This is a genomic window from Enterococcus sp. CR-Ec1 (assembly GCF_002850555.1).
Lineage (GTDB): Bacteria > Bacillota > Bacilli > Lactobacillales > Enterococcaceae > Enterococcus_D > Enterococcus_D entomosocium.
This window is the reverse complement of the sequence record NZ_CP025223.1, coordinates 1,199,861-1,226,343: the sequence shown is the minus strand read 5'-3', so window position 1 is coordinate 1,226,343 and position 26,483 is coordinate 1,199,861. Positions and strand designations below refer to the sequence as shown.

The following is a 26,483-nucleotide window of genomic DNA, read 5'->3' as shown; positions in this document are numbered from 1 at the left end:
TATAGTAAATGAGAGGTGAGCACATGTTTCAAGCATATATCAATATTTTTGTCATTTTCAGTCTCATGTTTATCGGTTATTGGTTGTCTTACAAACAATGGTTTTCTAATCGAACCGCCGATACGTTTTCAAAATTGGTATTAAATGTCTCATTACCAGCCAATATGTTTTTAACGATTATTAAAAATTTTACGAAAGATGAATTTCTTTCATTGGTTTCGGGGATGATCATCCCATTACTTTCCATGATGATCACTTACTTCGCTGGTTATTTATGGCGACGTTTCGCGCAAGTTGAAGCCAAACACCAAGGCGCATTTTCCGCCATGTTTACCTTTTCCAATACGATCTTCATCGGCTTACCGATCAATTTAGCTATTTTTGGTGAAAAAGCCGTTCCTTATGTGTTGTTGTACTATATTGTAAATACGACATTATTTTGGACCATCGGTATTTTTGATTTAGCAAAAGACAATCCTGATTTTGGTGAAGCCCGGATTTCCTTTCATCCATTGGTCATGCTAAAAAAGATTTTTTCACCAGCCTTGATTGGTTTCATCATCGGTTTGATCTGGATGCTATTCACCTTACCACTGCCCTCATTTGTTGATGGCCTTGGAAGCTATCTAGCAGATTTGACGACACCCTTATCAATGTTTATTATCGGAATCATCGTCTACTTTGGGGGACTCAAAAATTTGCGAATGACGAAAGACATTGTCGGTGTCTTGTTTGGTCGTTTCGTTCTTTCGCCCCTCGTTGTGTGGCTGTTAAGCAGAATCATCCCTGTTCCTGAATTGATGCTTTCTGTGTTTATTATTCAAGCCTCTATGCCCGTCCAAAACTCTGTCCCGATCCTTGTACGAAACTACCAAGGGGATGAAGAATTTGCAACTTCATGTCTAGGCTATTCCGTCTTACTGTACATGGTGTATTTGCCTGTTTTGCTTTTTTTCTTTTTTTAGCTATTTAACGAACTTTGTCGAAAAATACTCGTTACCAAAGGCATTCGCTTCTTTCGGTAACGAGTATTTTTCTCCTCTTTGTATGGTAAAGGTTCGATTGATTCGCTACCAAGGCTGGCCCCTATGATTTCCCACAATAGACCACGATCTTACTGATTTTCGTCAGATTGTGGCTGCTTAGATCGATTTCACAAACAAGACAAAAAAGCACATCATGCAGAAACTAGCTATACTAGCCATTATGATGATGTGCTTATTTTTTATCTTAAGTGAACAGCCGGTGGTTTACAACATATCAAACAAAGACAACTGATTTTCATCAGGTAAATCTTTTAGAACACCGTTATCCGTCATGTATTCAATCAAAGTCTTAGAAACTTTCCCGCGATTGGCGAGATCTTCTTTCGATAAGAAAGGACCATTTTTCCGTGCTTCCACGATTTGTTTCGCTACGTTTAGTCCCAAACTCGGCACTGCTCGAAATGGTGCGATCAATTTTTTTCCGTCGATCACGAAGTTTTCCGCATCCGATTTATACAGATCGATCATCCCAAATTCATAACCGCGCTCTAACATTTCATTGGCTAACTCCAGAACGGTTAACAGATTCTTTTCTTTCGTTGACGCATCCAATCCTTTGTCAGTGATTTCTTGCATCCGTTCTTTTACGGCGTCTTTTCCTTTTGACATGGCAATCAAATCAAAATCATCCGCCCGGACAGAGAAATAAGCACAGTAATAGAGAATTGGGAAGTACACTTTAAAGTAAGCCACCCGCAACGCCATCAAAACATACGCCGCTGCATGGGCTTTCGGGAACATGTACTTGATCTTCGAACAAGAATCGATATACCATTCAGGGACATTGTTCTCCCGCATCGCTTGCAAGTAAGTGTCCCGCAAGTCGTCAGGGATCTTGTTCCATTGCCCTTTACGAACCGTCTCCATGATTTTAAAGGCCATCCCGTCATCTAGGCCAGCATGGATCAAGTACACCATGATATCATCCCGACAGCCGATTACTTCTGCTAGACTGGCATCTCCGCGACGAATCAGTTCTTCGGCATTGCCCAACCATACATCGGTACCATGGGAAAGACCAGAGATCTGCAAGAGCTCTGCAAACGTCGATGGATGGGTTTGATCCAACATCCCCCGCACAAATCGGGTCCCAAATTCTGGGATGCCTAATGTACCTGTTTTTGAGTAGATCTGCTCTTCAGTCACACCTAGCACGTCCGTACCACCAAAAATACGCATCACTTCCGGATCATCCGTGGGGATCGTTTTAGGATCGATTCCTGATAAATCCTGCAGCATCCGAATCACCGTTGGGTCATCGTGTCCCAGGATATCCAGTTTTAAAATATTGTCATGAATGGAATGGAAATCAAAGTGGGTCGTTTTCCATTCTGAATTTTGATCATCTGCTGGGTATTGAATCGGCGTGAAATCATAGACATCCATATAGTCTGGAATAACGATGATTCCCCCCGGATGCTGACCAGTTGTCCGTTTGACGCCAGTTGCACCCTTAGCCAATCGATCGACTTCAGCTGCTCGATAATGGAGATTATGATCGCGCTCAAAGCCTTTTACGAAACCGAAGGCTGTTTTATCGGCTACTGTACCGATCGTTCCGGCACGATAGACATATTCTTCGCCGAAGAGCACTTTCGTATAGTTATGGGCCTCTGGCTGATATTCCCCAGAGAAGTTCAAATCGATATCGGGGACTTTATCGCCATGGAAACCAAGGAAGGTTTCAAAAGGAATATCATGGCCATCTTTGTTCAGACGTGTGCCGCATTTTGGACATTTTTTCTCTGGCATATCATAACCAGAACCATACGAGCCGTCTTCGTAAAACTCAGAATACTGGCAATCGGGACAATAATAATGAGGGGCTAATGGATTGACCTCAGTGATCCCAGTCATCGTTGCTACGAAACTAGAACCGACTGATCCCCGTGACCCTACTAAGTAGCCGTCTTGATTGCTTTTATGAACCAGTTTTTGTGAGATCAAATAGATCACGGAAAACCCATTCCCAATGATCGAATCAAGCTCTTTTTTCAAACGTTTTTCCACAATTTCTGGTAATGGATCACCGTATAGCTCTTTGGCACGGTTGTAACTCAAGTCGGTGATCTCTTGTTCAGATCCGGGAATCTTTGGTGTATACAGATCATCTTTTACCGGAATGACTTTTTCACAGAGATCAGCGATTTTATTTGGGTTCGTCACCACAATTTCTTTCGCTACTTCCGGACCTAAAAACTGAAAAGCGGTCAGCATCTCATCGGTTGTTCGGAAGTGTACATCCGGTAAACTATGTCGATTCAAGGGATTGGCGCCCCCCATCGAATTGATCAAGACCTTACGATAAATGGCATCTTCTTCGTTCAGGTAGTGGGCATTCCCAGTAGCAACAACGATTTTTCCTAACTCTTCACCCATTTGGATCAAATTCCGAATAATGTCTTCTAGGTCTTTTTCGCTTTTCACGAGCTCCGTTTCTAGGAGATGGGCATAAACTGCTTTGGGCATGACTTCGATATAGTCATAAAACTTAGCAAGTTCCCGCGCTGCATCAACCCCTTTTTGCATCATTGCGACAAAGACTTCCCCTTTATCACAAGCGGTTCCGACTAACAATCCTTCCCGCAATTTCACCAATTCTGAGCGCGGGATCCGCGGGACTTTATCATGGAAGTACTTCACATTCGACATCGAGATCAGCTTGAATAAATTCTTCAATCCCGCCTGTGTTCGGGCTAAGATCGTGGCATGGAAAGGCCGAGCTGCTTTATAGGAGTTCTCGCCCCCAACGTGTCGGTTCAAATCTTCGTGCAGCAGCATGTCATGTTTTTCCATCGCTTCTTTGACAAAGATCCACGCTAAATGACCGGTTGCCTCGGCATCGTAGATCGCTCGGTGATGTTGCTCCAAACTAACGCCGAATTTTTTGGAAAGGACACCTAAACCGAATCGCTTAAACTCTGGATACAAATAACGAGCGAGTTCCAATGTATCAATGACGGGATTTTCTGCTTCTGGAATACCGTATTTTCGATAACTTGTATTTAAGAAGCCCATATCAAATGACGCATTGTGGGCAACTAGAATGGCTCCTTCAGAAAACTCACGGAACAAACGTAAGACTTCTTCTTCCGATTTTGACCCCCGAACCATTTCATCGGTGATCCCCGTCAATTCTACGGTCGTTCGTGATAAAGGATGGCCAGGATCGATGAATTCATCAAAGGAGCCTTCCACGTTGCCTTTATGCATCCGCACAGCGGCCAATTCAATGATGGTGTCGTACACTGCAGACAATCCGGTGGTCTCCACGTCAAACACGATATAAGTGGCATCAGTCAGTGGGACAGGCTTCGGATTATAGGCAACCGCTACCCCGTCATCCACGATATTGGCTTCCACACCGTAAAGAATTTTTACCCCGGCTTTTTCTCCGGCGTGATGGGCATCAGGAAACCCTTGTGCGCCACCATGATCGGTGATCGCAATCGCCTTATGGCCCCACTTGCCAGCTTGAGCGACAAAGTCTGCCACATTGTTGGTTGCATCCATCGTACTCATATTTGAATGCAGGTGAAGTTCGACCCGTTTTTCGCCTTCAGGTGCATAATCTTTGCGGGCCTCGTGTTTGACTTCCAGCAAATCTTGTGCATTCATAACGAGATCTCGCATAAAAGTATCTTCTTGAACACTACCACGCACTTTGACCCAACTACCTTTAGCAATGGCATCAAAGACTTGTTCATCTTTTTCATTATTGGAGAATTTTTTCACACTAAACGACGACGTATAGTCGGTGATTTTCAAAATCAAAATCTTCCGTTTTGAACGCAATTCTCGAACTTCTTTATCAAAGACATACCCTTGGATCGTAACTCTGCGTTCTTCCTCAATGATATTGATCATCGGTGTCACAGGTTCATCGGCAGGAATATTACGTCCCAAGGCAATTGGTCCGTCAAATTCGACTGTTTTGACTTCTTTTTTGCGTTGCTCGTGGGCCATTAAGTTCTCAGCGGCTTGCAATTGGAAGGCTGCCGTTTGTTCTTCTTTTCGTGCTTCAAGTTCTTTCAAGGCTGCCTCAGCCTGTTCTTTGTCTAGCTGCGGCAAGATCCGAAATTTTTGAAACCCGAAAGTCCCATAATTTTCCTCAATGATCGGTAAGTACTGTTGCTGCAAAATCGTGATGACCGCATCATTGTTGACGGGTAAAATCACTTTGTTCTCTTGAATCATAGGCATTTGATTTTTAATCACTTGATGAACTAACGGCCGATCACAATTTTGATTGGCTAACGCTAATGGCCAGTATTCTTGAATGAACTGCTCATCAAAGGAACCATCTTGAGCTTCAATGACAATGCGAACTTCCGCGATCTCTTTAAACGCTAGTTCAATGTGTTGTTTAAAGGATTGATACACCATCACCGGTAATAAACGTTCAAATTGGAAATAAAACGTCCACGCTTTTGATTGTCGATGCACGGTTACTTGTCTGATTTGGGCAGTTTGCATCAATGGATGCTGCCGAAGATTTGGGGCAGCTGCAATTTGGTCTAATAATATCTCAAAGGTCTCTCTTTCTTTTGACAATTGAAGATCCTCCTTTTCTCAGTACTCACTAGTATACCTCTTTTTGTCTTCACTTTCATTAAAAAATCGAGAAAGGATTTCCTCTCTCGATCTACCATTTGTTCCGATTTATTCTTGGTTGGCTAATAAAATCGTCAAGGTCGAAGCGACTTCTTCTTTCCTCACTTCAACGGTTGCGCCAGTATGCTTGATTTTGATCTCCACGATGCCTTCTACGGCTTTTTTACCGATGGTCAAGCGAATCGGACAACCAATCAAATCGGCATCTGCAAATTTGACCCCTGCACGTTCATTGCGGTCATCCACCAATACTTGATAGCCGACTTGGTTCATCATTTCTTCTACTTCTTCACTTAAGGCATTTTGATAGCTATCTTCAATCGACGTTTGGATGATATGCACATCAAATGGGGCAATTTCTTGGGGCCAATCGATCCCAAACTCATTGCCGTATTGTTCGACGATTGTTGAAAGCAGCCGAGAAACGCCCAGACCATAACAGCCCATGATGATTGGTTGTTCATCGCCATTTTCATCGACAACCGTCGCTTCTTGGGCCTCGCTGTACTTGGTTCCTAACTTGAAGATATGCCCAACTTCGATTCCTCGCGTAAAGGTTAAGGTTCCTTTTCCATCTGGGGAAGGATCGCCTTCTTGAACCAAGCGAAAATCGGCAAAGGCTAGTGGTTGAAAATCACGGCCTACATTTGCATTGAGAAAATAGCTCTGTTTTTCTGCCGCTGGGACGATCAGATTCGCCATATCTTGGACATGCTGATCCGCATACAATTGGATCGAATCAGCAAGCTCAATGGGGCTGCGAAGTTGTGTGTCACTGGTCAGATAGGACTCGGCTTCTTCAGCAGTCAGGACCTTCACTTGATCAGCCGCTAAAAAATGCTTGATTTTTGTTTCATTGAGACTGTGATCACCTCGAAGCAATACCATAATGACTTGCTCGTCAACGAGCAGCAAAAATACTTGAACGATTTTTTGCAAATCCGTATCGTGTGTTTTCGCCAGTTCCTCTAACGATAATGATTCTTTATGAACGACTTTTTGTAACTCTAAGTAGGTCTCATGAGATTTTTTAGCGATATACTGACTAGTTGCTAGTTTCCAATTGGCGACATAGTCGCTTTCAGTCGAATAACAGATCAGCTCTTCGCCGATTCCAGACAATGCCAAAAACTCTTTTGAATCTCGGCCACCCATCAAGCCATTATCCCCGACCACTGCCCGATACTCGATCCCACAGCGTTTCAATATGGCATGGTAAGCCATTTCGTAGCGATTATAGGTTTGATCTAAGCTGGCTTCATCGGCGTGAAAAGAATAGCCATCTTGCATGATAAATTCACGGCTGCGAATCAATCCAAAACGCGGCCGCTGTTCGTCCCGATATTTCGTTTGGATCTGATATAAGCTCAAAGGCAGCCGCTTATAAGACGTGATCTCGTTTTTGATCAATGTCGTGAACGGCTCTTCGTGAGTGGGCCCTAAAACGATCTCTCGTTCGTTTCGATCTGTCAACCGATACAAAGACTCACCATACAATGAGGCCCGTCCAGACTCCTTCCATGGTTCATACGGAAGCAAAGAAGGCATCGCCATCTCCACAGCATCGATTTCTGCCAGCTCCTCACGAATGACCCGTTTGATCTTTTCTAACACCCTTTGAGCTAATGGCAAGTAGACATAGATGCCTGCCGCCACTTGTCGAATATACCCTGCCCTAACTAACAGTTGATGACTTAACGTCTCCGCATCGCTGGGGGTTTCCCTCAATGTCGGAATCAAACATTTTGACTGTTTCATTTTTTTCTCCTTTGCTACAAAAAATCATGTTCACCCGATCAACAATTGATTTGCTTGTGCGTCTTATTTTTAAAAGAAGAAACGTTGGATATCATTCCAGGTAACGAGAACCATCAGCAGCATCAAAAACCCAAACCCAATCAGGGTAATGATGCCTTCTTTTTCTTGACTGATTGGCTTGCCTCGCACACCTTCTAAAATATTTAAAACCAGTTTCCCACCATCTAATCCAGGAATCGGCAATAAATTAAAGATCCCCAAATTGATGGAAATCATCGCCATCATGGCGATCACCGTTGTGACACCTTGCGATGCGGCTTGAGAAGACAGTTGGAAAATCGCTACCGGTCCGCCCAATTTATTGATATCTGGTTGGGCGATCAAGTTGCCGACTGCTCTAAAAATAACCAGCGAATTGTCAATGGTCGTTTGTAAGCCACCCAGTAAGATGTCTCCGATCCCAGTTTTTAACGAAGCCGTGATCCCTAAGAAACCGATCGTGGTCTCCCCTGATTCTTGACTCGCAGGAGTTGCTGTTAAATCAAGTGTTTCCGCTCCTCGTTTGACTTCTAGAGTAATCTTAGTAGCTGGGTACTTTTGGATCTCTGTCGTCAATTCTGACCAGTTGGAAACATCGACGCCTTCAACTGCTAGGATTTCGTCGCCATTTTGCAGCCCGGCTTCAGCTGCCGGGGTTCCTGCTTCGATTCCTGTCACGACGGTTGCATCTTGATTCGCGACACCACCTTGCGCAAACACCAACCCAGTGAATAAAACCAAGGATAAAATAAAGTTATTCATCGGTCCTGCAAAATTCGTCAGCATTCGTTGCCACAGCTTTGCAGACTGGAATTGAACGTCTTTTGGTGCGATCCGAACTTCAACGCCATCTTCATGAATGATCGTTGCGTCATGATCCACAGCGTACGTAACCGCTTCTTGTTCATTGCCGTTGATGAAGCCAGTGATCGTCAACTTCTCCTCCAAGTCAAAGTCGGTCACTTCCATGGGGATCGCTTGCGGCAATTGGATCTTTTTGCTTGTATTGATTTTGGTGACTTTGCCAGTTGCATCTTGAACCAAGGAGACTGGCATGCCAGGCGTTAATTCGGTCTCATCTTCGCCCCAGCCTGCCATTTGGACATACCCGCCTAATGGCAGCATCCGAATCGTGTAGGTCGTCCCATCTTTCGCTTGATGCGCGAACAATTTAGGCCCCATACCGATGGCAAACTCTCTTACTAAAATACCTGCCCGTTTTGCAAAGAAGTAGTGTCCAAATTCGTGAATCACTACCACCACGGAAAAGATAATGATAAATACAAGTATCGTTTTCATGCTCGTTCCTCTCTTTCACAGCATCCCTCTCATTCAGGGCAGCCTTTCCTTATTTTATCACACCGGTTCCCGTTGAGGAACTCACATTCCCGTTGTAACAAGAATTTAAAAAAAGAAGCGCAAGCCAAGCCTGCACTTCTTAAAAATTTTCTAAAAGACACCGAATAAATACATGATTGGAAACACAAACAACATGCTGTCGAAGCGATCTAAGATTCCTCCGTGACCTGGCAGGATATTCCCTGAATCCTTCACGCCATAGTGACGTTTGATCGCGGATTCCACTAAATCACCAAATTGCCCAGCGATCGAAAAGAGGACCGTCAATAAAATCATGATGGCACTACCGTGTCCAAAATAATCTTTCCCAGGAAATGCTAATAGATACAAACCAGCTACGACCACCGCAGCAGCAATCCCGCCTAGGGCCCCTTCGATGGTTTTATTAGGAGAAATCTCCGGCCATAATTTTCGTTGGCCGTAACGCCGTCCCACCATGTAAGCCCCAATATCCGTTGCCCACACGATAAACAGCCCGAAAACTAAAACAACTAATCCATCCGTTGCTGACCGTGCCGTCAAGAAACGTTCAAACCCGACACCGGTATATAAGCTAACGATCACCGGAAACCCAGCTTCATCGATGGTATACGTATTTTTCGAAATAACCGCGATCCCTAGTAACAAAAGAACGATCAGATAGTACAAGGCACTTTTATCTGTCCCCTCTGGCAAAAAGAAAAACCAGCGTTCTTGAGGCAAAACTAAGATCACCGCCCCGAGGATTGAAAGAATTCCTTCAAAACTGAAAATAGCTAGTCCTTTCATCCGAAATAATTCATAAACACCAATTCCTGCCATTGCTGCTGCCAGCAATTCGACGGCAATACCGTCAACATAAATAATTGGCAGGAAAAAGGCTAATGCGACGACCGCAGTGATTACACGTTGTCTCACTCTTCTTCCTCCTCTGTTTTCAAACCGCCAAAACGCCGGTTTCGTTGTTGAAAGCTCCCAATTGCGTCCTCTAATAACGCAGCATCGAAATCAGGCCAGAGCGCCTTCGTAAAGAATAACTCGCTGTATGCAATCTGCCATAACAAGAAATTACTGACACGTTCCTCACCACTCGTTCGAATCACCAATTCAGGATCCCGCAAAGGGCTTGGTAAAAAACCAGTCATCAAATGCGTCCCCAGCATGTCTTCCGTGAGCTCTGGTAGGACTTCGCCGGAAGCCGAGAGTTCTTCATAAAGCGCTTGGACAGCTGTCAAAATTTCTGCGCGGCTGCCATAATTCAAAGCAAAATTCAAGATCATTCCCGTATTGTCTTTGGTTTGGTCGATCGCTCGCTTGACCGCTTCTTGCGTGTGTAGGGGTAAAGAATCCGTGAACCCCATCACTTTGACTTGAACATTTTCTTTGATTAGCTCAGGAACAAAGGTGTCGAAAAAGTCGACTGGTAGTTGCATCAAAAAGTCTACTTCCTCGTTCGGCCGTTTCCAATTCTCTGTCGAAAATGCATAAAGCGTCAATACCTTCACACCTAAGTGTGAAGCGTGTTTCGTGATTTTCTTTACCGTCTCCATGCCTTCTTTGTGGCCAGCTACTCTTGGCAAGCGCCGATTTTGCGCCCATCTGCCGTTACCATCCATAATGATCGCGATGTGTTGGGGAATCGGCAGTGATGGATCAAATTCATGTTCAGCCGCTTCTTTGATATATTTGTCTTTTTGTGGAAAAAAACGCAGCATCGTATTCGCTCCTCTTCCAATTCTTGAAATTCATCTTTTACATTATAACAATAATCAGATTTCTTGCCTATGAAAACCAAGAAAAGATTTCCATATTAAGAAAAAACAAAAAAACAGCTGTCATATTCAAGTACATGAGATAGTTTCGCCCATAAAAAAAGAGCCGCTGAAGCGACTCTTCGTCATTCCTTTTAAACTTCAAGTAATTCTTGTTCTTTTTCAGCTGCGATGGCATCGATTTCTTTGATGCTGTTATCTGTAGCAGTCTGCACTTCTTTTTCAGATTCCCGCAAATCATCTTCTGTGATGTCGCCAGCTTTTTCTTGTTTCTTGTAAGCTTCCATGGCATCCCGACGAATGTTACGGACGGCGATTTTCGCATTTTCAGCTTCTTTTTTCACGTCTTTTGCTAATTCTTTACGGCGTTCTTCCGTTAATTGAGGAATCACCAAACGAATCACTGTTCCGTCATTGGCAGGCGTGATACCAATATCACTTTGCATGATGGCTTTTTCAACTTCTTGGATCATTGTTTTGTCAAAAGGTGTGATCATCAAAATTCTTGCTTCTGGAATCGTAATTGAAGCCATTTGGTTCAAGGGTGTTGGTACACCATAGTAAGTAACCATTACGCGGTCTAAGATGCTCGCGTTCGCGCGGCCAGCACGGATTTGTCCTAGTTCCCGCTGCAAGTTTTCTGCTGCTTTTTTCATTTTGTCTTTTGCTTCTGTTAAAATTTTGTCAGCCATGTTATTTCCCCCTTACTGTCGTTCCAATATGTTCACCTAAAATGGCGCGGCGAATGTTTCCATGCTCATTCAAGTTGAATACGACTAATGGAATATCGTTGTCCATACTTAATGAACTTGCGGTTGAATCCATTACTTGCAATCCTTTGGAAATGACTTCTAAATGAGTCAATTCTTCAAATTTCACAGCACTTTGATCCGTTTTAGGATCTGCTGAGTAGACGCCATCAACATTGTTTTTTGCCATCAAAATGACATCGGCGTTGATTTCAGCTGCCCGTAAGGCTGCGGTCGTATCAGTTGAGAAATAAGGATTCCCGGTTCCGCCAGCAAAAATGACGACCCGTCCTTTTTCTAAATGGCGTTCTGCTCTACGACGAATATAAGGCTCAGCGATTTGACGCATCTCGATTGAAGTTTGGACACGCGTTGGTACACCAGCGTTTTCTAGTGTATCTTGTAATGCTAAAGCATTCATCACAGTCGCTAGCATGCCCATGTAATCAGCTTGGGCTCTTTCCATCCCCATTTGCGCACCGATTTGTCCACGCCAAATGTTTCCGCCGCCGACTACGATCGCCATCTGTACACCTAATTCGTGGACTTCCTTGATCTCTTTAACGATCTCCTGGATGGTCGGTGGTTTGATCCCAAAGCCTTCGTCACCCGCTAATGCTTCACCACTTAATTTTAATACAACACGTTGATATTTTGGTTTGCCCATCATGATTCCTCCGTACATTCTCCAATACTATTGTAGCATATTGGTGCTCTTTCGTTGAAAATTATCTACACTATTTCTTCAAAAACCGTTTTTGCTTAAAAAAAGGGAGCGCACTTCCATGCGTTCCCATCTGTTCGAGGAACAGAATTATTTTTTCACTTGGCTCATTACTTCTTCAACGAAGTTGTCTTCGCGTTTTTCGATACCTTCGCCGACTTCAAAGCGGACAAAAGATTTCACAGTTGCGCCTTTTGATGCAACATATTTTTCAACTGTCATATCTGGGTCTTTAACGAATGGTTGGTCAACCAAAGCGATTTCTGCTTTAAATTTCTTCAAGCGTCCTTCAACCATTTTTTCAACGATGTTCGCTGGTTTGCCTTCGTTCAATGCTTGTTCTGTCAAGACTTGTTTTTCATGATCCAATTCTTCTTGAGAGATTTGTGCTTCGTTCACGTAGCGAGGGTTGATCGCTGCAACGTGCATTGCAACATCTTTCGCAACTGATTCGTCAGTTGTTCCTTCAAGAACAGTCAACACCGCAATACGTCCGCCCATGTGTAGGTAACCGCCGAAAGCAGCATTGTCATCTTTTTCAACAACTTCAAAACGACGGAAGCTGATTTTTTCTCCGATTACTTGTGTTGCTTCGATCAACGCAGCATCCATTGTGCCTTTAGAGGTTTCTAATTTTAAAGCAGCATCCATATCAGCTGGTTTGTTCGCTGCGATTACTTCAGCGATTTCTTTTACTAAGTCTTGGAACATTTCGTTTTTAGAAACGAAGTCAGTTTCTGAGTTCACTTCAACGATTGCTGCTGTGTTGCCGTTGATTGCTACAGATGCTAAACCTTCAGCAGCAATACGGTCGTTTTTCTTCGCAGCTTTTGCCATACCTTTTTCACGTAATAAGTCAACGGCTTTTTCGATGTCGCCTTCTACTTCAACTAATGCACGTTTTGCGTCCATCATTCCTACACCAGTCATATCGCGTAATTCTTTTACTAATTTAGCTGTTACTTCTGCCATTTTTTGTTTCCTCCTAAATGTTTTTAAACAAGATTGCTTGTCTTTAAAAAAAGCTGTTTCAAAGGAGAGTGAGGCTTGGCGCCTAGCCTTTGAAACAGCTCCATCATTTATTATTCAGCTGATGCGTTGTCGCCTTCGACAACATCAACGATTTCTTCGATTGAAGTTGCGTTTTCTGTTGATTCAGCAGCAAAATCTTCTTCTGCTACTTGGTCTTCGCCTTGGTTACCTTCGATGAAAGCATCTGCCATTTTCGCAGTGATCAATTTAACGGCACGAATAGCGTCATCATTTGATGGGATAACAACATCGATTTCGTCTGGATCACAGTTTGTATCGACCATCGCTACGATCGGGATATTTAATTTGCGTGCTTCTTGGATCGCGATACGTTCTTTACGTGGGTCAACAACGTACATTACATCTGGAATTCTTGGCATATCAGCAATACCGCCTAAGAATTTTTCAAGACGTTCGCGCTCTTTGTTCAAGCCAACGACTTCTTTTTTAGGAAGAACAGCAAATGTACCATCTTCTTCCATTTTGTTGATTTGTTTCAAACGAGCAACACGTTTTTGGATTGTTTCCCAGTTTGTCAATGTTCCACCTAACCAACGATGGTTAACATAGTATTGACCTGAACGGATTGCTTCTTCTTTGATTGCTTCTTGTGCTTGTTTTTTAGTACCTACGAACAATGCAACGCCGCCTTCTTCAGCAACATTTTTCATGTAGTCGTAAGCTGCGTCTACTAATTTCACTGTTTTTTGCAAATCAATGATGTAGATGCCGTTTCTTTCTGTGAAGATATATTTCTTCATTTTTGGGTTCCAGCGACGAGTTTGGTGACCAAAGTGTACGCCGGCTTCTAGTAATTGTTTCATTGAGATTACTGCCATGTTGTGTTTCCTCCAATTTGGTTTTTTATTTTCCTCTCTTGCTCTTTTACTCCTTGAAGAACTGAATCGATCAGCACCGCTTCGCAGATGGAACAAGATGTGGGATTGACGTGAAAAACTCACGCCTTAAACAGTATACAGTAGCTAAAAAAGAAATGCAACTGATTCAAATGAAAAACTACGATTCGCGATCCAGCTTTTTTTAACACTCTAAATCTTTTCTTATAATATATAGGTTTTTTCGGCGTTATCTGCTATGATAAGGCTGACTTAATCAATCATGCTTAAAGGAGTTTACCTATGCGAAAAGCTGATCGCCATTTACTTATTAGACAAATCATTACTGAACATACTGTACGCACGCAAGAAGAATTATTGCATCAATTGGAAGCCCAAGGCGTCTCCGCCACGCAAGCGACTATTTCTCGCGATATTCGTGATTTGAAAATCGTGAAAGTGCCCGATGAGTCAGGTCAGACAAAGTTTGTCATTTTTCAAGGAATGCAAGCTTCTGAGGATGAAAAAGAAGAAGAGCAGCGTTTGATACAGATGATCGAAGACGTTGTCACTAAAGTAGATCGTGTGCAATTCATGACCTTAATCCATACCGTTGCGGACAATGCGCCTTTGCTTTCGGCAGCGATCGATGAAGTGACCATGCCAGAAAAAGTTTGCTCGTTGGCGGGCTTTGATACAGTAGCGGTGATTTCCCGCAGCGACGAAGACGCTGAAACTTTTTATCAATTTATCAGAAACCACGCGGTCTTATAGCGCAAAAACAGCTATAGGATCTAGCTGCATTCTTCACTACAAAAAAGCTGTGCCCTTGTCGAAACAAGTGACACAGCTTTTTTTGTTACATTTTGTCAGGTGCATGTAAACCAAGCAACCGTAAATCTTCTTTCAATAGAGTAGTTACTGCATAAACCAGAGCCAGACGTGCGTCTTTTTCCGTATCTTCGGCTAAGATTTTGACATTGGCATAATACTTGTTAAAGGCTTGTGCCAACTTGATGGCATGTTTGGCAATGACGGATGGTTCATATTTTTCCGCCGCTTGCATGACCGTTTCTGGGTAGCGCTGAATCAATTTGATAACTTCCCAGCTCTCAGCGTCTGCCAACGCCAGACTGCTGACAGCAGCGGGATCAAAGTTGGCTTTTTCAAGAATGCTCATGGCACGGGCATGAGAGTATTGCACGTATGGTCCGGTCTCTCCTTCAAAACGGACGACTTCTTCTAGCGTAAAGTCGAAATTATTCAAACGGTCATTTTTCAAATCGTGGAAAACGACTGCCCCGACACCGACTTGTTTTGCTACTTCTTCTTTGTTTTCAAGTGTTGGGTTCTTTTCAGTGATTTGTTCTTTCGCTGAATCGATCGCTTCATTCAATACTTCTTCCAAAAGAACAATCTTGCCTTTTCTTGTAGACAGTTTTTTCCCATCTTTGGTGATCAACCCAAATGGTACGTGGGTCATATCATCTGCCCACTCAAAGCCCATTTCCTTCAAAACAGCTTTTAATTGTTTGAAGTGATAACTTTGTTCATTCCCTACCACGTACAATGATTTTGCAAAATTGTAGGTCCGTTTGCGGTAAAGCGCTGCAGCCATATCCCGTGTGATGTAAAGGGTCGCACCATCGGACTTACGGATCAACGCCGGATTTAAGTCATAGGCAGCCAAATCAACGATTTCTGCCCCTTGGTCTTCTTTTAGCAAGTGTTTTTCTTCTAATAATTCCACGACTTCTGTCATTTTATCATTATAGAAAGCTTCGCCATTCAATGAATCAAAGGAAACTTCCAACATATCATAGATTTTATTGAATTCTTTTAATGATTCATCACGGAACCATTGCCACAAATCCATTGCTTCTTGGTCACCATCTTCTAGTTTCTTGAACCAAGCTCTCGCATCATCTTCTAATTGCTTATCTGTCTCGGCTGCTTCATGAAAATCAACATACAAACGCAATAGTTCGTTGATTGGTTCCGCTTTGACCGCTTCTTCTGACCCCCACTTCTTATAGGCAACGATCAATTTTCCAAATTGTGTGCCCCAGTCGCCTAAATGGTTGATGCGAATTGGCTGATAACCGATTTTTTCTAAAATAAAGCCGATCGAGTTACCAATCACAGTGGAACGCAAATGCCCCATTGAGATGGGTTTGGCAATATTTGGTGAAGACATATCGATCGGTACTGCTTGCTGATTGCCGATGGTTTGATCGCCAAAATGATTTTTTTCTTTGAGAACCAGCTCTAAGACATGGGCAGAGATTGCTTTTTTATCCATAAAGAAGTTTAAATACGGACCGACCACTTCAATTTTTTCAAAAGACGCTTGATCGATTTTTTCTGCTAAGTCTGCGGCAATTTGCTGCGGCGCTTTCCGATAGACTTTTGCTAGCGAGAAGGCTGGGAATGCCACATCCCCATGGTCGGCTGACTTTGGATTTTCCAGTAATTGCTGAACTTGTTCGATCGATAGATCTTCTTTTACTACTTGATGGATCGCTTGTGCGACGATTTCTTTGTTATTCATAGTATCCCTCCTATAATGACTGAACCCATTTTTTGATGAAACGTTGTTTGAAGCAAGCAAACAGTTGTATGTTTTTCATGCAAGAAATGATTGATAAAAACAAAAAAGCCTCTAGCGCATAACTTGCACTAGAGACGAGATTTCCCGCGGTACCACTCTGATTGTCCTTTTCGGACCCACTTTTTTCTGATAACGGCAGAATTCCGTTTGCTTAGCAAATTCTCACAAGTGCGTTTCACAATCTGATCAATTCGGCTTCCACCACCCCGAACTCGCTAACTGATACTCGAATCGCTACTTCTCTTGTTTCATCAAATCAAGGCTATTTACTTCCCAGAAAGTATAGCAAAGAAATGTTTGTTTGGCTAGCGAGATTCTGGCATTTTTCAAAAATTTTATTTTTATACTTTAGGAATAAATAGATCCCCGGCAGTCACTGCCATGATCGCTTTGATTGAGTGCAAACGATTTTCGGCTTGATCAAATTGACGAGCATACTTGCTACGAAAGACCTCGTCAGTGACTTCCATCTCAGAAATCCCATACGCCTGCGCTGCTTTTTTGCCATAAATAGTTTGTTCATCATGAAAAGCCGGTAAACAGTGCATAAAAATCACTTGGTCATTTTGCGTTTTTTCCATCAACGATTGGTTTACTTGATAAGGCAGCAGCTGTTCGATCCGCTCTTGAAATTTTTCTTCTTCGCCCATTGAAACCCAAACATCGGTATACACGACATCAGCGCCTAAAACACCTTGATCCACGTCATCCGTCACCAGGATCTTTGCGCCAGAGTGCTGAGCATAGGCTTGTGCTTGTTCGATAATGTTTGCTTCTGGCTGCAAGGCCTTCGGGGTGACGACATGAATATTGACCCCTAAAATCGCACTCGTCACTAACAAAGAATTGGCGACATTGTTGCGCCCATCCCCACAGTATGCGATGGTCAAGCCAGTCAGTTCACCGAAGTTTTCTTGAATGGTTAAAAAGTCAGCGATCATTTGTGTTGGATGCCAGTCATCCGTTAAGCCATTCCAAACAGGCACGCCTGAATAGTTGGCCAGATCTTCGACGACCTGTTGGCTAAAGCCGCGAAACTCGATCCCGTCAAACATGCGTCCGAATACTTTGGCGGTATCTTCAACGGATTCTTTAGACCCCAACTGAATATCATTGGCCCCTAAAAATTCCGGATGCGCCCCCAAATCCACCGCTGCAACCGTAAAGGCTGCTCGCGTCCGTGTTGAATTCTTTTCAAACAAAAGCGCAATATTTTTTCCTTCTAAGTAGCGATGTGGTTGATTGTTGGCTTTCATCCCTTTTAAGTGCTGGGAAAAATCAATTAAATATTGCAGTTCTTCTTTTGTGAAATCTTTCTCTGCTAAAAAACTGCGTCCTTTAAAAACTGATGTCATTGCATACCCGCCTCTCAAATAATTAATAAATATACATCAGAATATCAAATAATGAAATATAATACAACTATATCTTCTGTTTGCTCATAAATGAAACAAAAAAAACACCTAAGAACGGATCTTAGGTGCAATCATCTTAAGAAATCCTATGGGCAAAGCTGACACTTGGATCAGCATTCAATGAAAGGTCTGCTAGGTGCTGCTTTTTCAACGCAACATGGGCATAGGCACCAATCATGGCCGCATTATCTCCGCAAAGGCGCAACGGTGGAATCAACAGTTCTACCTCCGGCAATTCCTGCATTGCTTTTTGTAAAGCGTCACGCAAGCCTTGATTCGCGGCGACCCCGCCGGCGACGATCAGTTGTTTTACCGGATAGGCTTGGCATGCCCGCACTGTTTTGTGAACCAATACTTCGACTACGCTGGCTTGAAAACTGGCTGCTAGATTTTCTACTGACAATGCTTCCTCTCTTTGCTGTGCATTATGCACAAAGTTGATAAAGGAACTCTTCAAGCCACTGAAACTAAAATCAAAATTATCTTCTTGCATCATTGCTCGAGGAAAGTGATACGTATCACTACCTAGATGTGCAAGGCGATCAATTTCTTTCCCACTAGGATAAGGCAAACCGAGAACTCGACCAACTTTGTCATAGGCTTCACCAGCGGCATCATCTCTCGTTTCTCCGATGATCTCAAAAGAGCCATCTTCTGCCATATACACCAATTCGGTGTGGCCGCCGCTGACCAATAATGCCATTAAAGGAAAAACCAATGGCTTCACTAGGCGAGCTGCATAAATATGTCCTGCCATGTGATTGACCGGAATCAGCGGTAAGCTGTGGGCCCACGCAAAGGCTTTCGCTGCAGAAAGCCCAATCAACAGTGCCCCAACCAACCCTGGACCATAGGTGACAGCCACGGCTGATAATTCTTCTGGTTGTGTGTTGGCTTGGGTCAATGCTTCGTCGATGCACAAAGTAATCTGTTCGACATGGTGACGACTAGCGACTTCTGGTACGACACCGCCGAAGCGCTGGTGGCTCTTGATCTGCGAAGCAACAATGTTACTTAAAATGGTGTCGCCGTTTTTAATCACTGCCACACTGGTTTCATCACAACTGCTTTCAATGGCTAAAATCAATTCATTCATTTGATTTTTTTCCGCCTACTTTCTTTTCCATAATCAACGCATCCTCTTCAGGATGACTGTAATATTTTTTTCTACGACCGATGACCGTATAGCCCATGCGCAAATAAAGGGCCTGTGCTTGTAAATTCGACACACGTACTTCAAGATAGATCCGCCGACCATCGGTTTGTTCCACGAGCGATTCCATTTGTTTCAACAATTCTTTCGCCAAACCATGCCCTTGATATGCTGGTAAAACCGCTACATTAAACAGCTCTGCTTCATCCAGCACTTGCTGAAAACAGAGAAACCCAATCAGCTCTTGGTTGGTTTTTCCATAACGAAACAAATAGCGACTGTTGCTGTTTTGCAAATCTTGCTGAAATTGCTGCAAATTCCAAGGCGAGCCAAAGGGATAGCTCTGATCCGCCAATGACCAGAGCATTTGCGGTGTCGGGATCGTTTGATCTGCTTGTTCGTTAGTCATTTAAAAATTTCACCATATCCAATGCGTCTTCATTGCCTTCAGTGTAATACGCCGTTTTGATCGCCTGTGAAACAAACCCGAGGGTCCGATACAAACGTTGTGCATCACGATTGCCCAGGCGAACTTCTAATGTCAAACGGTCGCATTTGTTTTTCCTCGCATAACGTTCGATTTCTCCTAGCAAGAAAGAACCGATCCCTTTTCCTTGATAATCAGGAATGATCGCGATATTGGTGATATGGGCATCAGCGCCTAAAATCCGCACCCCGATAAACCCAATCATCCGTTCATTATGCAAGATGCCCAAATAAAGATGTTTGACCCGTGAATAAAGTTCTGACAAAAAGGCGCTCTTGGTCCAAGGCAGTTCCCCAGCATACACGAGACGCTCCACCTGCAGCAGCTCTTTAATGTCATCACCGACTAATTCACGAACAACATACGTTTCCCCTCGTATCTCTTTTTTACGCTCTGGATATTGAATCTGACGGAAAAGAGCCAACTTTCCCGTCATCGTTTTAAATTTTTTCAACATAAGCATCCACTCCCGGTTCATGCGAGGCTAACCATTTTTCTTCGGCTTCAACTAATTTTAAATAGTCCGGTACAAAATCATGGATCGAAGCCACCGGCGCTTCTTCTTTCGCAATAGCAGCTAAAACAACGCCATTCGGGTAATTCCAAAACGACACTTGATTGATATGGGCTGTCGGCAGTTCCGCCTCGATCATGTCTTTAAATTTGACGGTATCGGCGCCGACAAATAGCACTTCTTGACCATCAACTGCTTTTAGCTGGGTCAATAACTCAGACAGTGAGATATGCTGGTCTTTGATCCTTGTTTCTAAGGTACCATTATGCCATTGGTAGGCACCTGCGTAGACATTTTGACGGCGAGCGTCAAACAACGGGACGATCACTTGCGATACGCCCACGCAATTGGCAGCGACTGCTTTCAAACTAGAAACACCAATCAGCGGGATGTTCAATGTTTGTGCCAGCGTTTTTGCTGTTGTGACACCGATGCGCAAACCCGTATACGAACCAGGACCTTTCGCAACAACGATTTGCTCCAGCTCTTTAGGGGCCATCCCCACTGCTTGCATCAATCCATCGATGGCAGGCATCAATGCTGTGCTGTGGTTTTTGATCGCCATCGTCTGGCTTTGTCCCAACACTTCTTGACCATCGACCACCGCAACCGCCAGTGTCTGGTTTGAGGTATCAATCGCTAATGTTTTCATCTATCTTCTCCCCATTCAAAAAACTCTCTCATATTCTACCATATTCTAATCAAATGCCCAACCAAGTCTCCAAAAAGATGCCTGTGTTAAGAAAAAAAGCAATAGGACAACAATACCCGAACCTTTGAAAAAAGCAAGCGCGGTTGCAGCTGCAAACCAGCGGGGCTGTTTAAAGGTTCGGGTAAGGCGATATTCATTTTTTTGTTATTTCATTAAAACTCAGTTGACGTGTGTAACGGTATCCTCCGATGATTCAACTGGTTGCTAAGAAGATTGGCGCGTAATCAGCTCCGTTGCGATCGTAACTTTTCGAGGAACGGGTGCTGCATTCGTAATGATATCCAGCAAGGTCGTCACTGCCAGCTCCCCCAGCCATTCCGTATGAACTTTGATGGTTGACAGAGTCGGAAAGACGTACTTTGCGACACTGACATCATTGAAGCCGATAATTGCGATCTCATCTGGAATCTTGATGTTTTTTTCTTGCAAAGCACGCATAGCGCCAATCGCTAAGGCATCACTGGAAGAAAATAAGGCACTTGGCAACTCTTTGTTTTGCTGCAAATACTCTTTCATCGCCTCATAACCGCCCTCTACTGTAAACGGTGCGCTAAGATGATATTGCGGGTGGTGCAACTTCAACCGACGAAGCCGTTCCTCAAAAATCCGGCGCCGAGGGTCTTCGATTTCTTGGTGATGGTCCTTGGTAAACTCAACGCCTGATAACAAGCCGATCCTTTGGTGGCCTTTTGCAATAAAGTCATCGATCACTAAATCGACCGCTTGTTGAAAGTCCACCACCAGAGAATTGACGCCCTGGGCCAATGCGTCAAAATCGACCATCAACAAATTGGATTGGCTTTTTTTCAATTGACGAATCTGGTGATCATCGAATTTCCCTAGCGCGATCGTTCCATCGACGGCGGTATCAGACAATCCTTCATAGGGTTCTTTCAGCAAACGGATCCCTAATTCTTCGGTTTTGTTTTCAATCCCGATACGGATCGCTAAATAGTAAAGATCCGCTAATTCTTCCTCGGTATCAAACCATTGGATCAAGCGCATACTACTGGTTTCTGGCTGACTCTTTTTTTTATGTTTTGTGTAATTGAGTGCTTCTGCGGCTTTAAAAATTTTTTCTTTGGTTTCAGAGCTGACCGATAATTCTGAATCGTAATTCAGCACCCGTGATACAGTGGCTGGCGAGACGCCAGCCTGTTGTGCAATATCTTTGATCGTTGCCATCTTCCAGCCTCCTTTTTTTGCGGGGAACTTTTTTATAAAGTAGCTATAAAGCGAGCAAAGGCCGTTTGCCCTGTCTGGTCTCGTTTAAAGACGCCCGCATGCGTCAATACTTGCGTAAAGACTTCTCCTAATGCATTGCGCAAAATCTGCGACACGTTTTCGGCATTGCATTCTGGGTGCTGGGCTTTGATCGCATCTGCCCACGGTATATGGTAAGCCGCGATCTGATTGGGCTGATCCAATAGATAAGCAGTCACTTCTTCTAGTTCCGGAGCTAAACGCGGTGGGAGAACTGCCAAACCCATGACTTCAATCAATCCGATATTTTCTTTTTTGATATGCTGCACTTCTTGATGTGGATGAAAAATGCCGTCAGGATGTTCTTTGGAAACATTATTATCCCGCAAGACTAAGTCCATTTCAAACAGCTCTCCTTGCTTGCGGGCGATCGGTGTCACCGTATGATGAGCCGTCCCATCTTCTGAAAAAGCATGGATCGAAACACTTGGATCTGAGTACTGTTGCCATTGGGCTAACACATATTGGCAAGCGGCGGCTAATTTTTGTTTGTTTTTCGCTTGTAATCGTATCACCGACATTGGCCACTTCACGATCCCCGCAGCGACATCAGGAAACCCAGTCAAAGAAAAGTGTTGTTCGATTGGCGCTTTTGCCATGGCAAACGTATGCCGCCCTCCTTGGTAATGGTCATGGGACAAGATCGAACCCCCAACGATCGGCAGATCGGCATTGGACCCGACAAAATAATGCGGCATCACTTCAATGATCTGCAACAAGCGAGCGAAGGTTTGCAAATTGATTTTCATAGGCCGATGGTCTAAAGAAAGAAAAATCGAATGCTCATTGTAATAGGCGTAAGGAGAATATTGGAAGCCCCACGCTTCATTATCCAAATTCATACGAATGATCCGATGATTGGTCCGCGCTGGGTAATTGACTCTTCCTTGGTAGCCTTCATTTTCCAAACACAACATACATTTCGGATAATCTACAGAAGTAGCGGTACCTTCTTGGGCAATTTGCTTCGGATCTTTTTCAGGTTTTGATAAATTGATCGTGATCTCGATCTCCCCATACTCCGTATCAACAGGAAAGACGATATTTTTAGCGATAGCCCGAGTCTTGATGTAATCATTTTGACGGCACAGCTCAAAGAAATAATCCGTCGCTTCTTTAGGATCATTGGCATAATGTTGCGCAAAAAAAGCATTGACTACTGAAGGTGGTGGCGTCAAAAAGTCCATCAACTGGGCTTCAAAGATTTCTCTTTCTGCGTGAGAATCGCCAATTTGCTGATTGCTCAATGCACATGCCACCAGTTCGTCCATCATTTCAATCGAGGAACGAGCAACAGAACGAATTTTGCTGGGCTCAAAAACAGCTTCCCCGATCATAGCTAGTACTCGGTTTTGCAAATAAACACGATCCATTTCCATCCAGCCGCCAGCCTTGATTGCTAAAGTGACGAAATCGCTGATTGTTTGGCTGATCGTCATTGGTTATTCCTCCTGCCCTTGATACCCATTTGGATGGCTGACATGCCAATTCCAAGCAGTCTCGATGATTGCTTCGACGTCGGTATAGACTGGTTTCCAGCCTAAAACCTTTCGTGCTTTTTCACTCGATGCCACTAAGGTACTTGGATCACCGGCACGGCGAGGCGCCACTCTGGCTGGGATCTCTTTTTTCGTTACATTGCGGGCCGCTTCCACCATTTCTTTCACAGAGTACCCATGATTGCTGCCTAAATTGAAGACATTGCTCTCATTGCCTTTTTGTAAATATTCTAATGCCAACAGGTGAGCAGCGATCAGATCTTCGACATGGACATAATCACGAACACAAGTCCCATCTGGAGTATCGTAATCCTCCCCAAAAATCGCGACTTCTTTTCGTTGTCCTAAAGCAGCTTGTAAGATGATCGGTACTAAGTGTGTTTCTGGATCATGGTCTTCACCGATCGAAGCATCCGACTTCGCGCCAGCCACATTGAAATAACGCAATGCGACATACTTCATACCATAGGCTTCATCGCACCAACGCATCATTTTTTCCATGATCAACTTGCTTTCGCCATAAGGATTTTTAGGATTTGTTGGGGTTTCTTCCGTGATTGGACTATGATCAGGTTCCCCATAGGTTGCTGCTGTAGAAGAAAAGACAATATGTTTCACTTGATGTTCCTTCATCACTTCTAAGAGGACCTGCATCCCATACACATTATTGTTGAAATATTTCAATGGTTTTTCTACGGATTCACCCACCAAAGAGCTAGCAGCAAAGTGAATCACGCCATCGATCGTTTCTTTTTCAAATACCGATTGTAAAAATGCTTTGTCGCGAATATCCCCTTCATAAAAGGTTGCTGCTGGATGGATCGCTTGGCGATGTCCTGTCAGCAAATTGTCAACGACAACGACTTGTTTTCCTTGTCCGATCAATTGATCGACTGCATGAGAACCGATATAGCCGGCTCCTCCTAATACTAAAATCGCCATATTTTCAGCCTTCTTTCTAAATTCCTTCATCATTTCTTATTCTACAGTTTTCGTGCACCATCATCAATACTTGCTTGATAAATGTCGGTTGCGTAGCCGATTTCTGCTAAATAGGTTGCTTTGACGGACGCTTCAAAATCAGCCCATTCACTTGCTTTGACCAATGCGATCCCGCAGCCGCCAAAGCCCGCACCAGTCATCCGCGCACCTAAAACAGCAGGATGCGCTTGAGCAGCTGCGACTAATGTATCTAGTTCACGCCCTGTCACTTCATAATCATCCCGCAATGAAGCATGCGAAGCATTTAACAACTGGCCGAATTCTTCAAGATCACCAGCAGTCAAAGCGGCTTTTGCTTTTAATGTCCGTTGGTTTTCCGTCACTGCATGTTTCGCCCGTTTGATCAAGCGTGGATCATCGATCAATGCTGTATTTGCAAAAAAGGTTGCTTCGTCTAATGCACCCAATGAATCAACGGCTAATGATTTTTGCAAACGAGCTAATGCTTCTTCACATTCTGCACGTCGTTCATTGTATTTAGAGTCAGCCAATTCGCGGCGCTTATTGGTATTCATGATCGCTACGACATAATCACCAAATGCCGCTGGTACGACTTCATAATTTAAAGTGTTCGTATCTAAAAGCAATGCATGGTCTTTTTGACCCATTCCGATCGCAAATTGATCCATGATCCCTGAGTTAACGCCAATAAACTCATTTTCGACTTTTTTGCCGATTTTAACTAAGTCCAAGGTCTTCAAAGTTAAATCAAAGAGATCTTTTAGACAAACCCCCGTCAGCAATTCAATCGATGCCGAAGAAGAAAGACCTGCGCCATTCGGAATGTTGCCATAAAAAGCGATGTCAAAGCCACGATCGATCCCTTGCCCCGCTTCTTTTAGGAAACGAACGACCCCTTTCGGATAGTTTGTCCAATCATCTTCTTTTCGGTAATCTAGCTCATCTAACTGAAAGGAGATCACGCCTTTTTCTGGAAAATTCTCTGAATAGAGTTGGATCAACTGGTCTTCACGTTTTCGTGCTACTGCATACGTCCCTAATGTGATTGCCGCCGGGAAAACATAACCGCCATTGTAATCTGTGTGTTCACCGATCAAGTTGATTCTCCCTGGCGCAAAATACATGCCTGTGCCTGCTGTTCCAAATTTATCAATAAATATCTGTTGCAATTGCTCCATTTTTCTCACTCCCACTTTCTTTTTAGTAAACTTATTGTAAATTATTTACTAAATTATTTCAAGCGTTTTCAATCCCAAAAGTGATTTTTTTTGATATTTTTTCCGTTTTCATTCATAATGAACCTATAACTAAAGGCGAGGTGTTTAATGATGAAACGATTTCTTTCAGGATTTTTAGTAGGAACAGTCGCAACGGTTGCTGCAGCTGCAAGTGTTGTTATGACGGTCAAGAAACAAGTGATTGATCCAATTGACGAACAACAAGCAGATCATGATGAAAAACGGAAACGTGCGATGCGTAAAAGCGTTGCCCGCTAATCATTTGCTACAAAGAGCCGTCAGCCTTCAATAGGCTGGCGGCTCTTTTAGGTAATCATTCTGCCTTCTCCAGTAAGTCCTGCAAAATCACGGCTTGATTTTGTTCTTCATTTTTCGCTCCGTATAGTAAGGTCACGGTCTGTTGTTCAGCAACCAACGCTTTTAACCGTGCCAAGGCATCTTTAGCTGGCGCTTTCTCTAATTCTTGTAGATAGCGGCCTTTAAACGCATCAAAACGTTCAGGATCATGCCCAAACCATTTGCGCAATTCAGTACTTGGTGCGACTGCTTTGAGCCATAGATCGATCTGGGCTGCCTCCTTTTTCATTCCTCTAGGCCAGATGCGATCCACCAATACTCGATAGCCATCTGTCGTTTCCGCCACTTCATAAATTCTTTTTCGCTTGATCAACGCACACTCTCCTTATCGATAGACCTAAGTTCAAATAAAGGCAAAAGCCC

Annotated in this window: 23 protein-coding genes and 1 other annotated feature; of the genes, 3 read left to right on the top strand and 20 right to left on the bottom strand. The window is 43.6% G+C overall.

Translation table 11 applies throughout. The features are described 5' to 3' along the window. Nucleotides 1–23: 23 nt before the first annotated feature. Nucleotides 24–965, top strand: a complete 942-nt coding sequence (locus tag CXM95_RS05910) for an AEC family transporter (RefSeq protein WP_086299626.1) — start codon at nt 24–26, stop codon at nt 963–965. Between the two features lie 285 nt (nt 966–1,250). On the opposite strand, the gene CXM95_RS05905 is transcribed toward CXM95_RS05910, so the two are convergent. The 9 genes from CXM95_RS05905 to rpsB form a co-directional block, all read right to left on the bottom strand. Continuing rightward, nucleotides 1,251–5,600, bottom strand: coding sequence for a PolC-type DNA polymerase III (locus tag CXM95_RS05905; RefSeq protein WP_005236975.1), 4,350 nt, complete (start codon nt 5,598–5,600; stop codon nt 1,251–1,253). Between the two features lie 108 nt (nt 5,601–5,708). Next, a complete protein-coding gene (locus CXM95_RS05900) occupies nt 5,709–7,418 on the bottom strand; it encodes a proline--tRNA ligase (RefSeq protein ID WP_008381112.1) in 1,710 nt (569 codons plus the stop codon). Between the two features lie 69 nt (nt 7,419–7,487). Next, nucleotides 7,488–8,756 carry an RIP metalloprotease RseP gene (rseP, locus tag CXM95_RS05895; RefSeq protein WP_086299627.1) on the bottom strand — a complete coding sequence of 423 codons (1,269 nt, stop codon included), beginning with the start codon at nt 8,754–8,756 and terminating at the stop codon, nt 7,488–7,490. A 150-nt stretch (nt 8,757–8,906) separates the two neighbouring features. Then, nucleotides 8,907–9,713 carry a phosphatidate cytidylyltransferase gene (locus CXM95_RS05890; protein WP_101698914.1) on the bottom strand — a complete coding sequence of 269 codons (807 nt, stop codon included), beginning with the start codon at nt 9,711–9,713 and terminating at the stop codon, nt 8,907–8,909. Next, nucleotides 9,710–10,510, bottom strand: coding sequence for an isoprenyl transferase (locus CXM95_RS05885; RefSeq protein WP_086299628.1), 801 nt, complete (start codon nt 10,508–10,510; stop codon nt 9,710–9,712). Before CXM95_RS05885 ends, CXM95_RS05890 begins: the two co-directional genes overlap by 4 nt. A gap of 191 nt (nt 10,511–10,701) precedes the next feature. After that, nucleotides 10,702–11,259 carry a ribosome recycling factor gene (gene frr / locus CXM95_RS05880; RefSeq protein WP_005229434.1) on the bottom strand — a complete coding sequence of 186 codons (558 nt, stop codon included), beginning with the start codon at nt 11,257–11,259 and terminating at the stop codon, nt 10,702–10,704. 1 nt (nt 11,260) lies between these two features. Further along, nucleotides 11,261–11,983: a UMP kinase gene (gene pyrH / locus CXM95_RS05875; RefSeq protein WP_005229433.1), complete on the bottom strand. Its 723-nt coding sequence runs from the start codon at nt 11,981–11,983 to the stop codon at nt 11,261–11,263. Between the two features lie 147 nt (nt 11,984–12,130). Further along, nucleotides 12,131–13,012 (bottom strand): translation elongation factor Ts, encoded by an 882-nt coding sequence (tsf, locus tag CXM95_RS05870; protein WP_005229432.1) that lies wholly within the window; start codon nt 13,010–13,012, stop codon nt 12,131–12,133. Nucleotides 13,013–13,122: 110 nt separating this feature from the next. Continuing rightward, nucleotides 13,123–13,911 (bottom strand): 30S ribosomal protein S2, encoded by a 789-nt coding sequence (gene rpsB, locus CXM95_RS05865; protein ID WP_005229426.1) that lies wholly within the window; start codon nt 13,909–13,911, stop codon nt 13,123–13,125. Between the two features lie 300 nt (nt 13,912–14,211). Between rpsB and CXM95_RS05860 the strand changes: the two genes are divergently transcribed. Then, entirely contained in the window at nt 14,212–14,682 is a 471-nt protein-coding gene (locus tag CXM95_RS05860; protein WP_016613165.1) for an arginine repressor, read from the top strand. 85 nt (nt 14,683–14,767) lie between these two features. On the opposite strand, the gene argS is transcribed toward CXM95_RS05860, so the two are convergent. From argS to CXM95_RS05810, 10 genes are all read right to left on the bottom strand, one after another. Next, entirely contained in the window at nt 14,768–16,459 is a 1,692-nt protein-coding gene (argS, locus tag CXM95_RS05855; RefSeq protein WP_005237000.1) for an arginine--tRNA ligase, read from the bottom strand. 127 nt (nt 16,460–16,586) lie between these two features. Further along, nucleotides 16,587–16,780: a binding site (T-box leader), on the bottom strand. An 80-nt stretch (nt 16,781–16,860) separates the two neighbouring features. Next, on the bottom strand, nt 16,861–17,874 hold the full coding sequence (gene argF / locus CXM95_RS05850) for an ornithine carbamoyltransferase (RefSeq protein ID WP_005237003.1): 1,014 nt from the start codon (nt 17,872–17,874) through the stop codon (nt 16,861–16,863). Between the two features lie 136 nt (nt 17,875–18,010). Beyond that, a complete protein-coding gene (gene tsaD / locus CXM95_RS05845; RefSeq protein WP_016621244.1) occupies nt 18,011–19,030 on the bottom strand; it encodes a tRNA (adenosine(37)-N6)-threonylcarbamoyltransferase complex transferase subunit TsaD in 1,020 nt (339 codons plus the stop codon). Further along, nucleotides 19,023–19,496 carry a ribosomal protein S18-alanine N-acetyltransferase gene (rimI, locus tag CXM95_RS05840; protein WP_016613163.1) on the bottom strand — a complete coding sequence of 158 codons (474 nt, stop codon included), beginning with the start codon at nt 19,494–19,496 and terminating at the stop codon, nt 19,023–19,025. Before rimI (CXM95_RS05840) ends, tsaD begins: the two co-directional genes overlap by 8 nt. Continuing rightward, nucleotides 19,489–20,031, bottom strand: coding sequence for a ribosomal protein S18-alanine N-acetyltransferase (gene rimI, locus CXM95_RS05835; protein WP_005237007.1), 543 nt, complete (start codon nt 20,029–20,031; stop codon nt 19,489–19,491). Before rimI (CXM95_RS05835) ends, rimI (CXM95_RS05840) begins: the two co-directional genes overlap by 8 nt. Continuing rightward, complete coding sequence (gene tsaB / locus CXM95_RS05830) at nt 20,015–20,740, bottom strand: tRNA (adenosine(37)-N6)-threonylcarbamoyltransferase complex dimerization subunit type 1 TsaB (protein WP_005237009.1); 726 nt, start codon at nt 20,738–20,740, stop codon at nt 20,015–20,017. The genes rimI (CXM95_RS05835) and tsaB overlap by 17 nt, the downstream gene beginning before the upstream one ends. Nucleotides 20,741–21,004: 264 nt before the next feature. After that, nucleotides 21,005–21,985: a LacI family DNA-binding transcriptional regulator gene (locus tag CXM95_RS05825; protein WP_061053918.1), complete on the bottom strand. Its 981-nt coding sequence runs from the start codon at nt 21,983–21,985 to the stop codon at nt 21,005–21,007. Between the two features lie 32 nt (nt 21,986–22,017). Further along, nucleotides 22,018–23,502, bottom strand: coding sequence for a UDP-glucose--hexose-1-phosphate uridylyltransferase (gene galT / locus CXM95_RS05820; protein ID WP_101698913.1), 1,485 nt, complete (start codon nt 23,500–23,502; stop codon nt 22,018–22,020). 3 nt (nt 23,503–23,505) lie between these two features. After that, complete coding sequence (gene galE, locus CXM95_RS05815) at nt 23,506–24,504, bottom strand: UDP-glucose 4-epimerase GalE (protein ID WP_081118772.1); 999 nt, start codon at nt 24,502–24,504, stop codon at nt 23,506–23,508. Nucleotides 24,505–24,545: 41 nt separating this feature from the next. Then, nucleotides 24,546–25,703 carry a galactokinase gene (locus CXM95_RS05810; RefSeq protein WP_008381089.1) on the bottom strand — a complete coding sequence of 386 codons (1,158 nt, stop codon included), beginning with the start codon at nt 25,701–25,703 and terminating at the stop codon, nt 24,546–24,548. Between the two features lie 150 nt (nt 25,704–25,853). Here CXM95_RS05810 and CXM95_RS05805 point away from each other — a divergent pair, with 150 nt between their 5' ends. Next, the gene (locus CXM95_RS05805; RefSeq protein WP_017144401.1) at nt 25,854–26,021 is read left to right on the top strand and encodes a DUF3042 family protein; all 168 of its coding nucleotides are present in this window, start codon (nt 25,854–25,856) and stop codon (nt 26,019–26,021) included. A gap of 55 nt (nt 26,022–26,076) precedes the next feature. Here the strand turns inward: CXM95_RS05805 and CXM95_RS05800 are convergent, their stop codons facing one another. After that, nucleotides 26,077–26,433, bottom strand: coding sequence for a DUF488 domain-containing protein (locus CXM95_RS05800; RefSeq protein WP_016613158.1), 357 nt, complete (start codon nt 26,431–26,433; stop codon nt 26,077–26,079). Nucleotides 26,434–26,483 lie beyond the last annotated feature (50 nt).

Bases quoted from the DNA above. Each gene is read 5' to 3' on its own strand.
- CXM95_RS05910 (WP_086299626.1), top strand. From the start codon at position 24: ATGTTTCAAGCATATATCAATATTTTTGTCATTTTCAGTCTCATGTTT.
- rimI (WP_016613163.1), bottom strand. From the start codon at position 19,496: ATGACTAACGAACAAGCAGATCAAACGATCCCGACACCGCAAATGCTC.
- CXM95_RS05860 (WP_016613165.1), top strand. From the start codon at position 14,212: ATGCGAAAAGCTGATCGCCATTTACTTATTAGACAAATCATTACTGAA.
- tsf (WP_005229432.1), bottom strand. From the start codon at position 13,012: ATGGCAGAAGTAACAGCTAAATTAGTAAAAGAATTACGCGATATGACT.
- frr (WP_005229434.1), bottom strand. From the start codon at position 11,259: ATGGCTGACAAAATTTTAACAGAAGCAAAAGACAAAATGAAAAAAGCA.
- galE (WP_081118772.1), bottom strand. From the start codon at position 24,504: ATGGCGATTTTAGTATTAGGAGGAGCCGGCTATATCGGTTCTCATGCA.
- rseP (WP_086299627.1), bottom strand. From the start codon at position 8,756: ATGAAAACGATACTTGTATTTATCATTATCTTTTCCGTGGTGGTAGTG.
- tsaB (WP_005237009.1), bottom strand. From the start codon at position 20,740: ATGAAAACATTAGCGATTGATACCTCAAACCAGACACTGGCGGTTGCG.
- galT (WP_101698913.1), bottom strand. From the start codon at position 23,502: ATGACGATCAGCCAAACAATCAGCGATTTCGTCACTTTAGCAATCAAG.
- CXM95_RS05810 (WP_008381089.1), bottom strand. From the start codon at position 25,703: ATGGAGCAATTGCAACAGATATTTATTGATAAATTTGGAACAGCAGGC.
- tsaD (WP_016621244.1), bottom strand. From the start codon at position 19,030: ATGAATGAATTGATTTTAGCCATTGAAAGCAGTTGTGATGAAACCAGT.
- rpsB (WP_005229426.1), bottom strand. From the start codon at position 13,911: ATGGCAGTAATCTCAATGAAACAATTACTAGAAGCCGGCGTACACTTT.
- pyrH (WP_005229433.1), bottom strand. From the start codon at position 11,983: ATGGGCAAACCAAAATATCAACGTGTTGTATTAAAATTAAGTGGTGAA.
- CXM95_RS05805 (WP_017144401.1), top strand. From the start codon at position 25,854: ATGAAACGATTTCTTTCAGGATTTTTAGTAGGAACAGTCGCAACGGTT.
- argS (WP_005237000.1), bottom strand. From the start codon at position 16,459: ATGAATAACAAAGAAATCGTCGCACAAGCGATCCATCAAGTAGTAAAA.
- rimI (WP_005237007.1), bottom strand. From the start codon at position 20,031: ATGTTGAAAAAATTTAAAACGATGACGGGAAAGTTGGCTCTTTTCCGT.
- CXM95_RS05885 (WP_086299628.1), bottom strand. From the start codon at position 10,510: ATGCTGCGTTTTTTTCCACAAAAAGACAAATATATCAAAGAAGCGGCT.
- argF (WP_005237003.1), bottom strand. From the start codon at position 17,874: ATGACATCAGTTTTTAAAGGACGCAGTTTTTTAGCAGAGAAAGATTTC.
- CXM95_RS05825 (WP_061053918.1), bottom strand. From the start codon at position 21,985: ATGGCAACGATCAAAGATATTGCACAACAGGCTGGCGTCTCGCCAGCC.
- CXM95_RS05900 (WP_008381112.1), bottom strand. From the start codon at position 7,418: ATGAAACAGTCAAAATGTTTGATTCCGACATTGAGGGAAACCCCCAGC.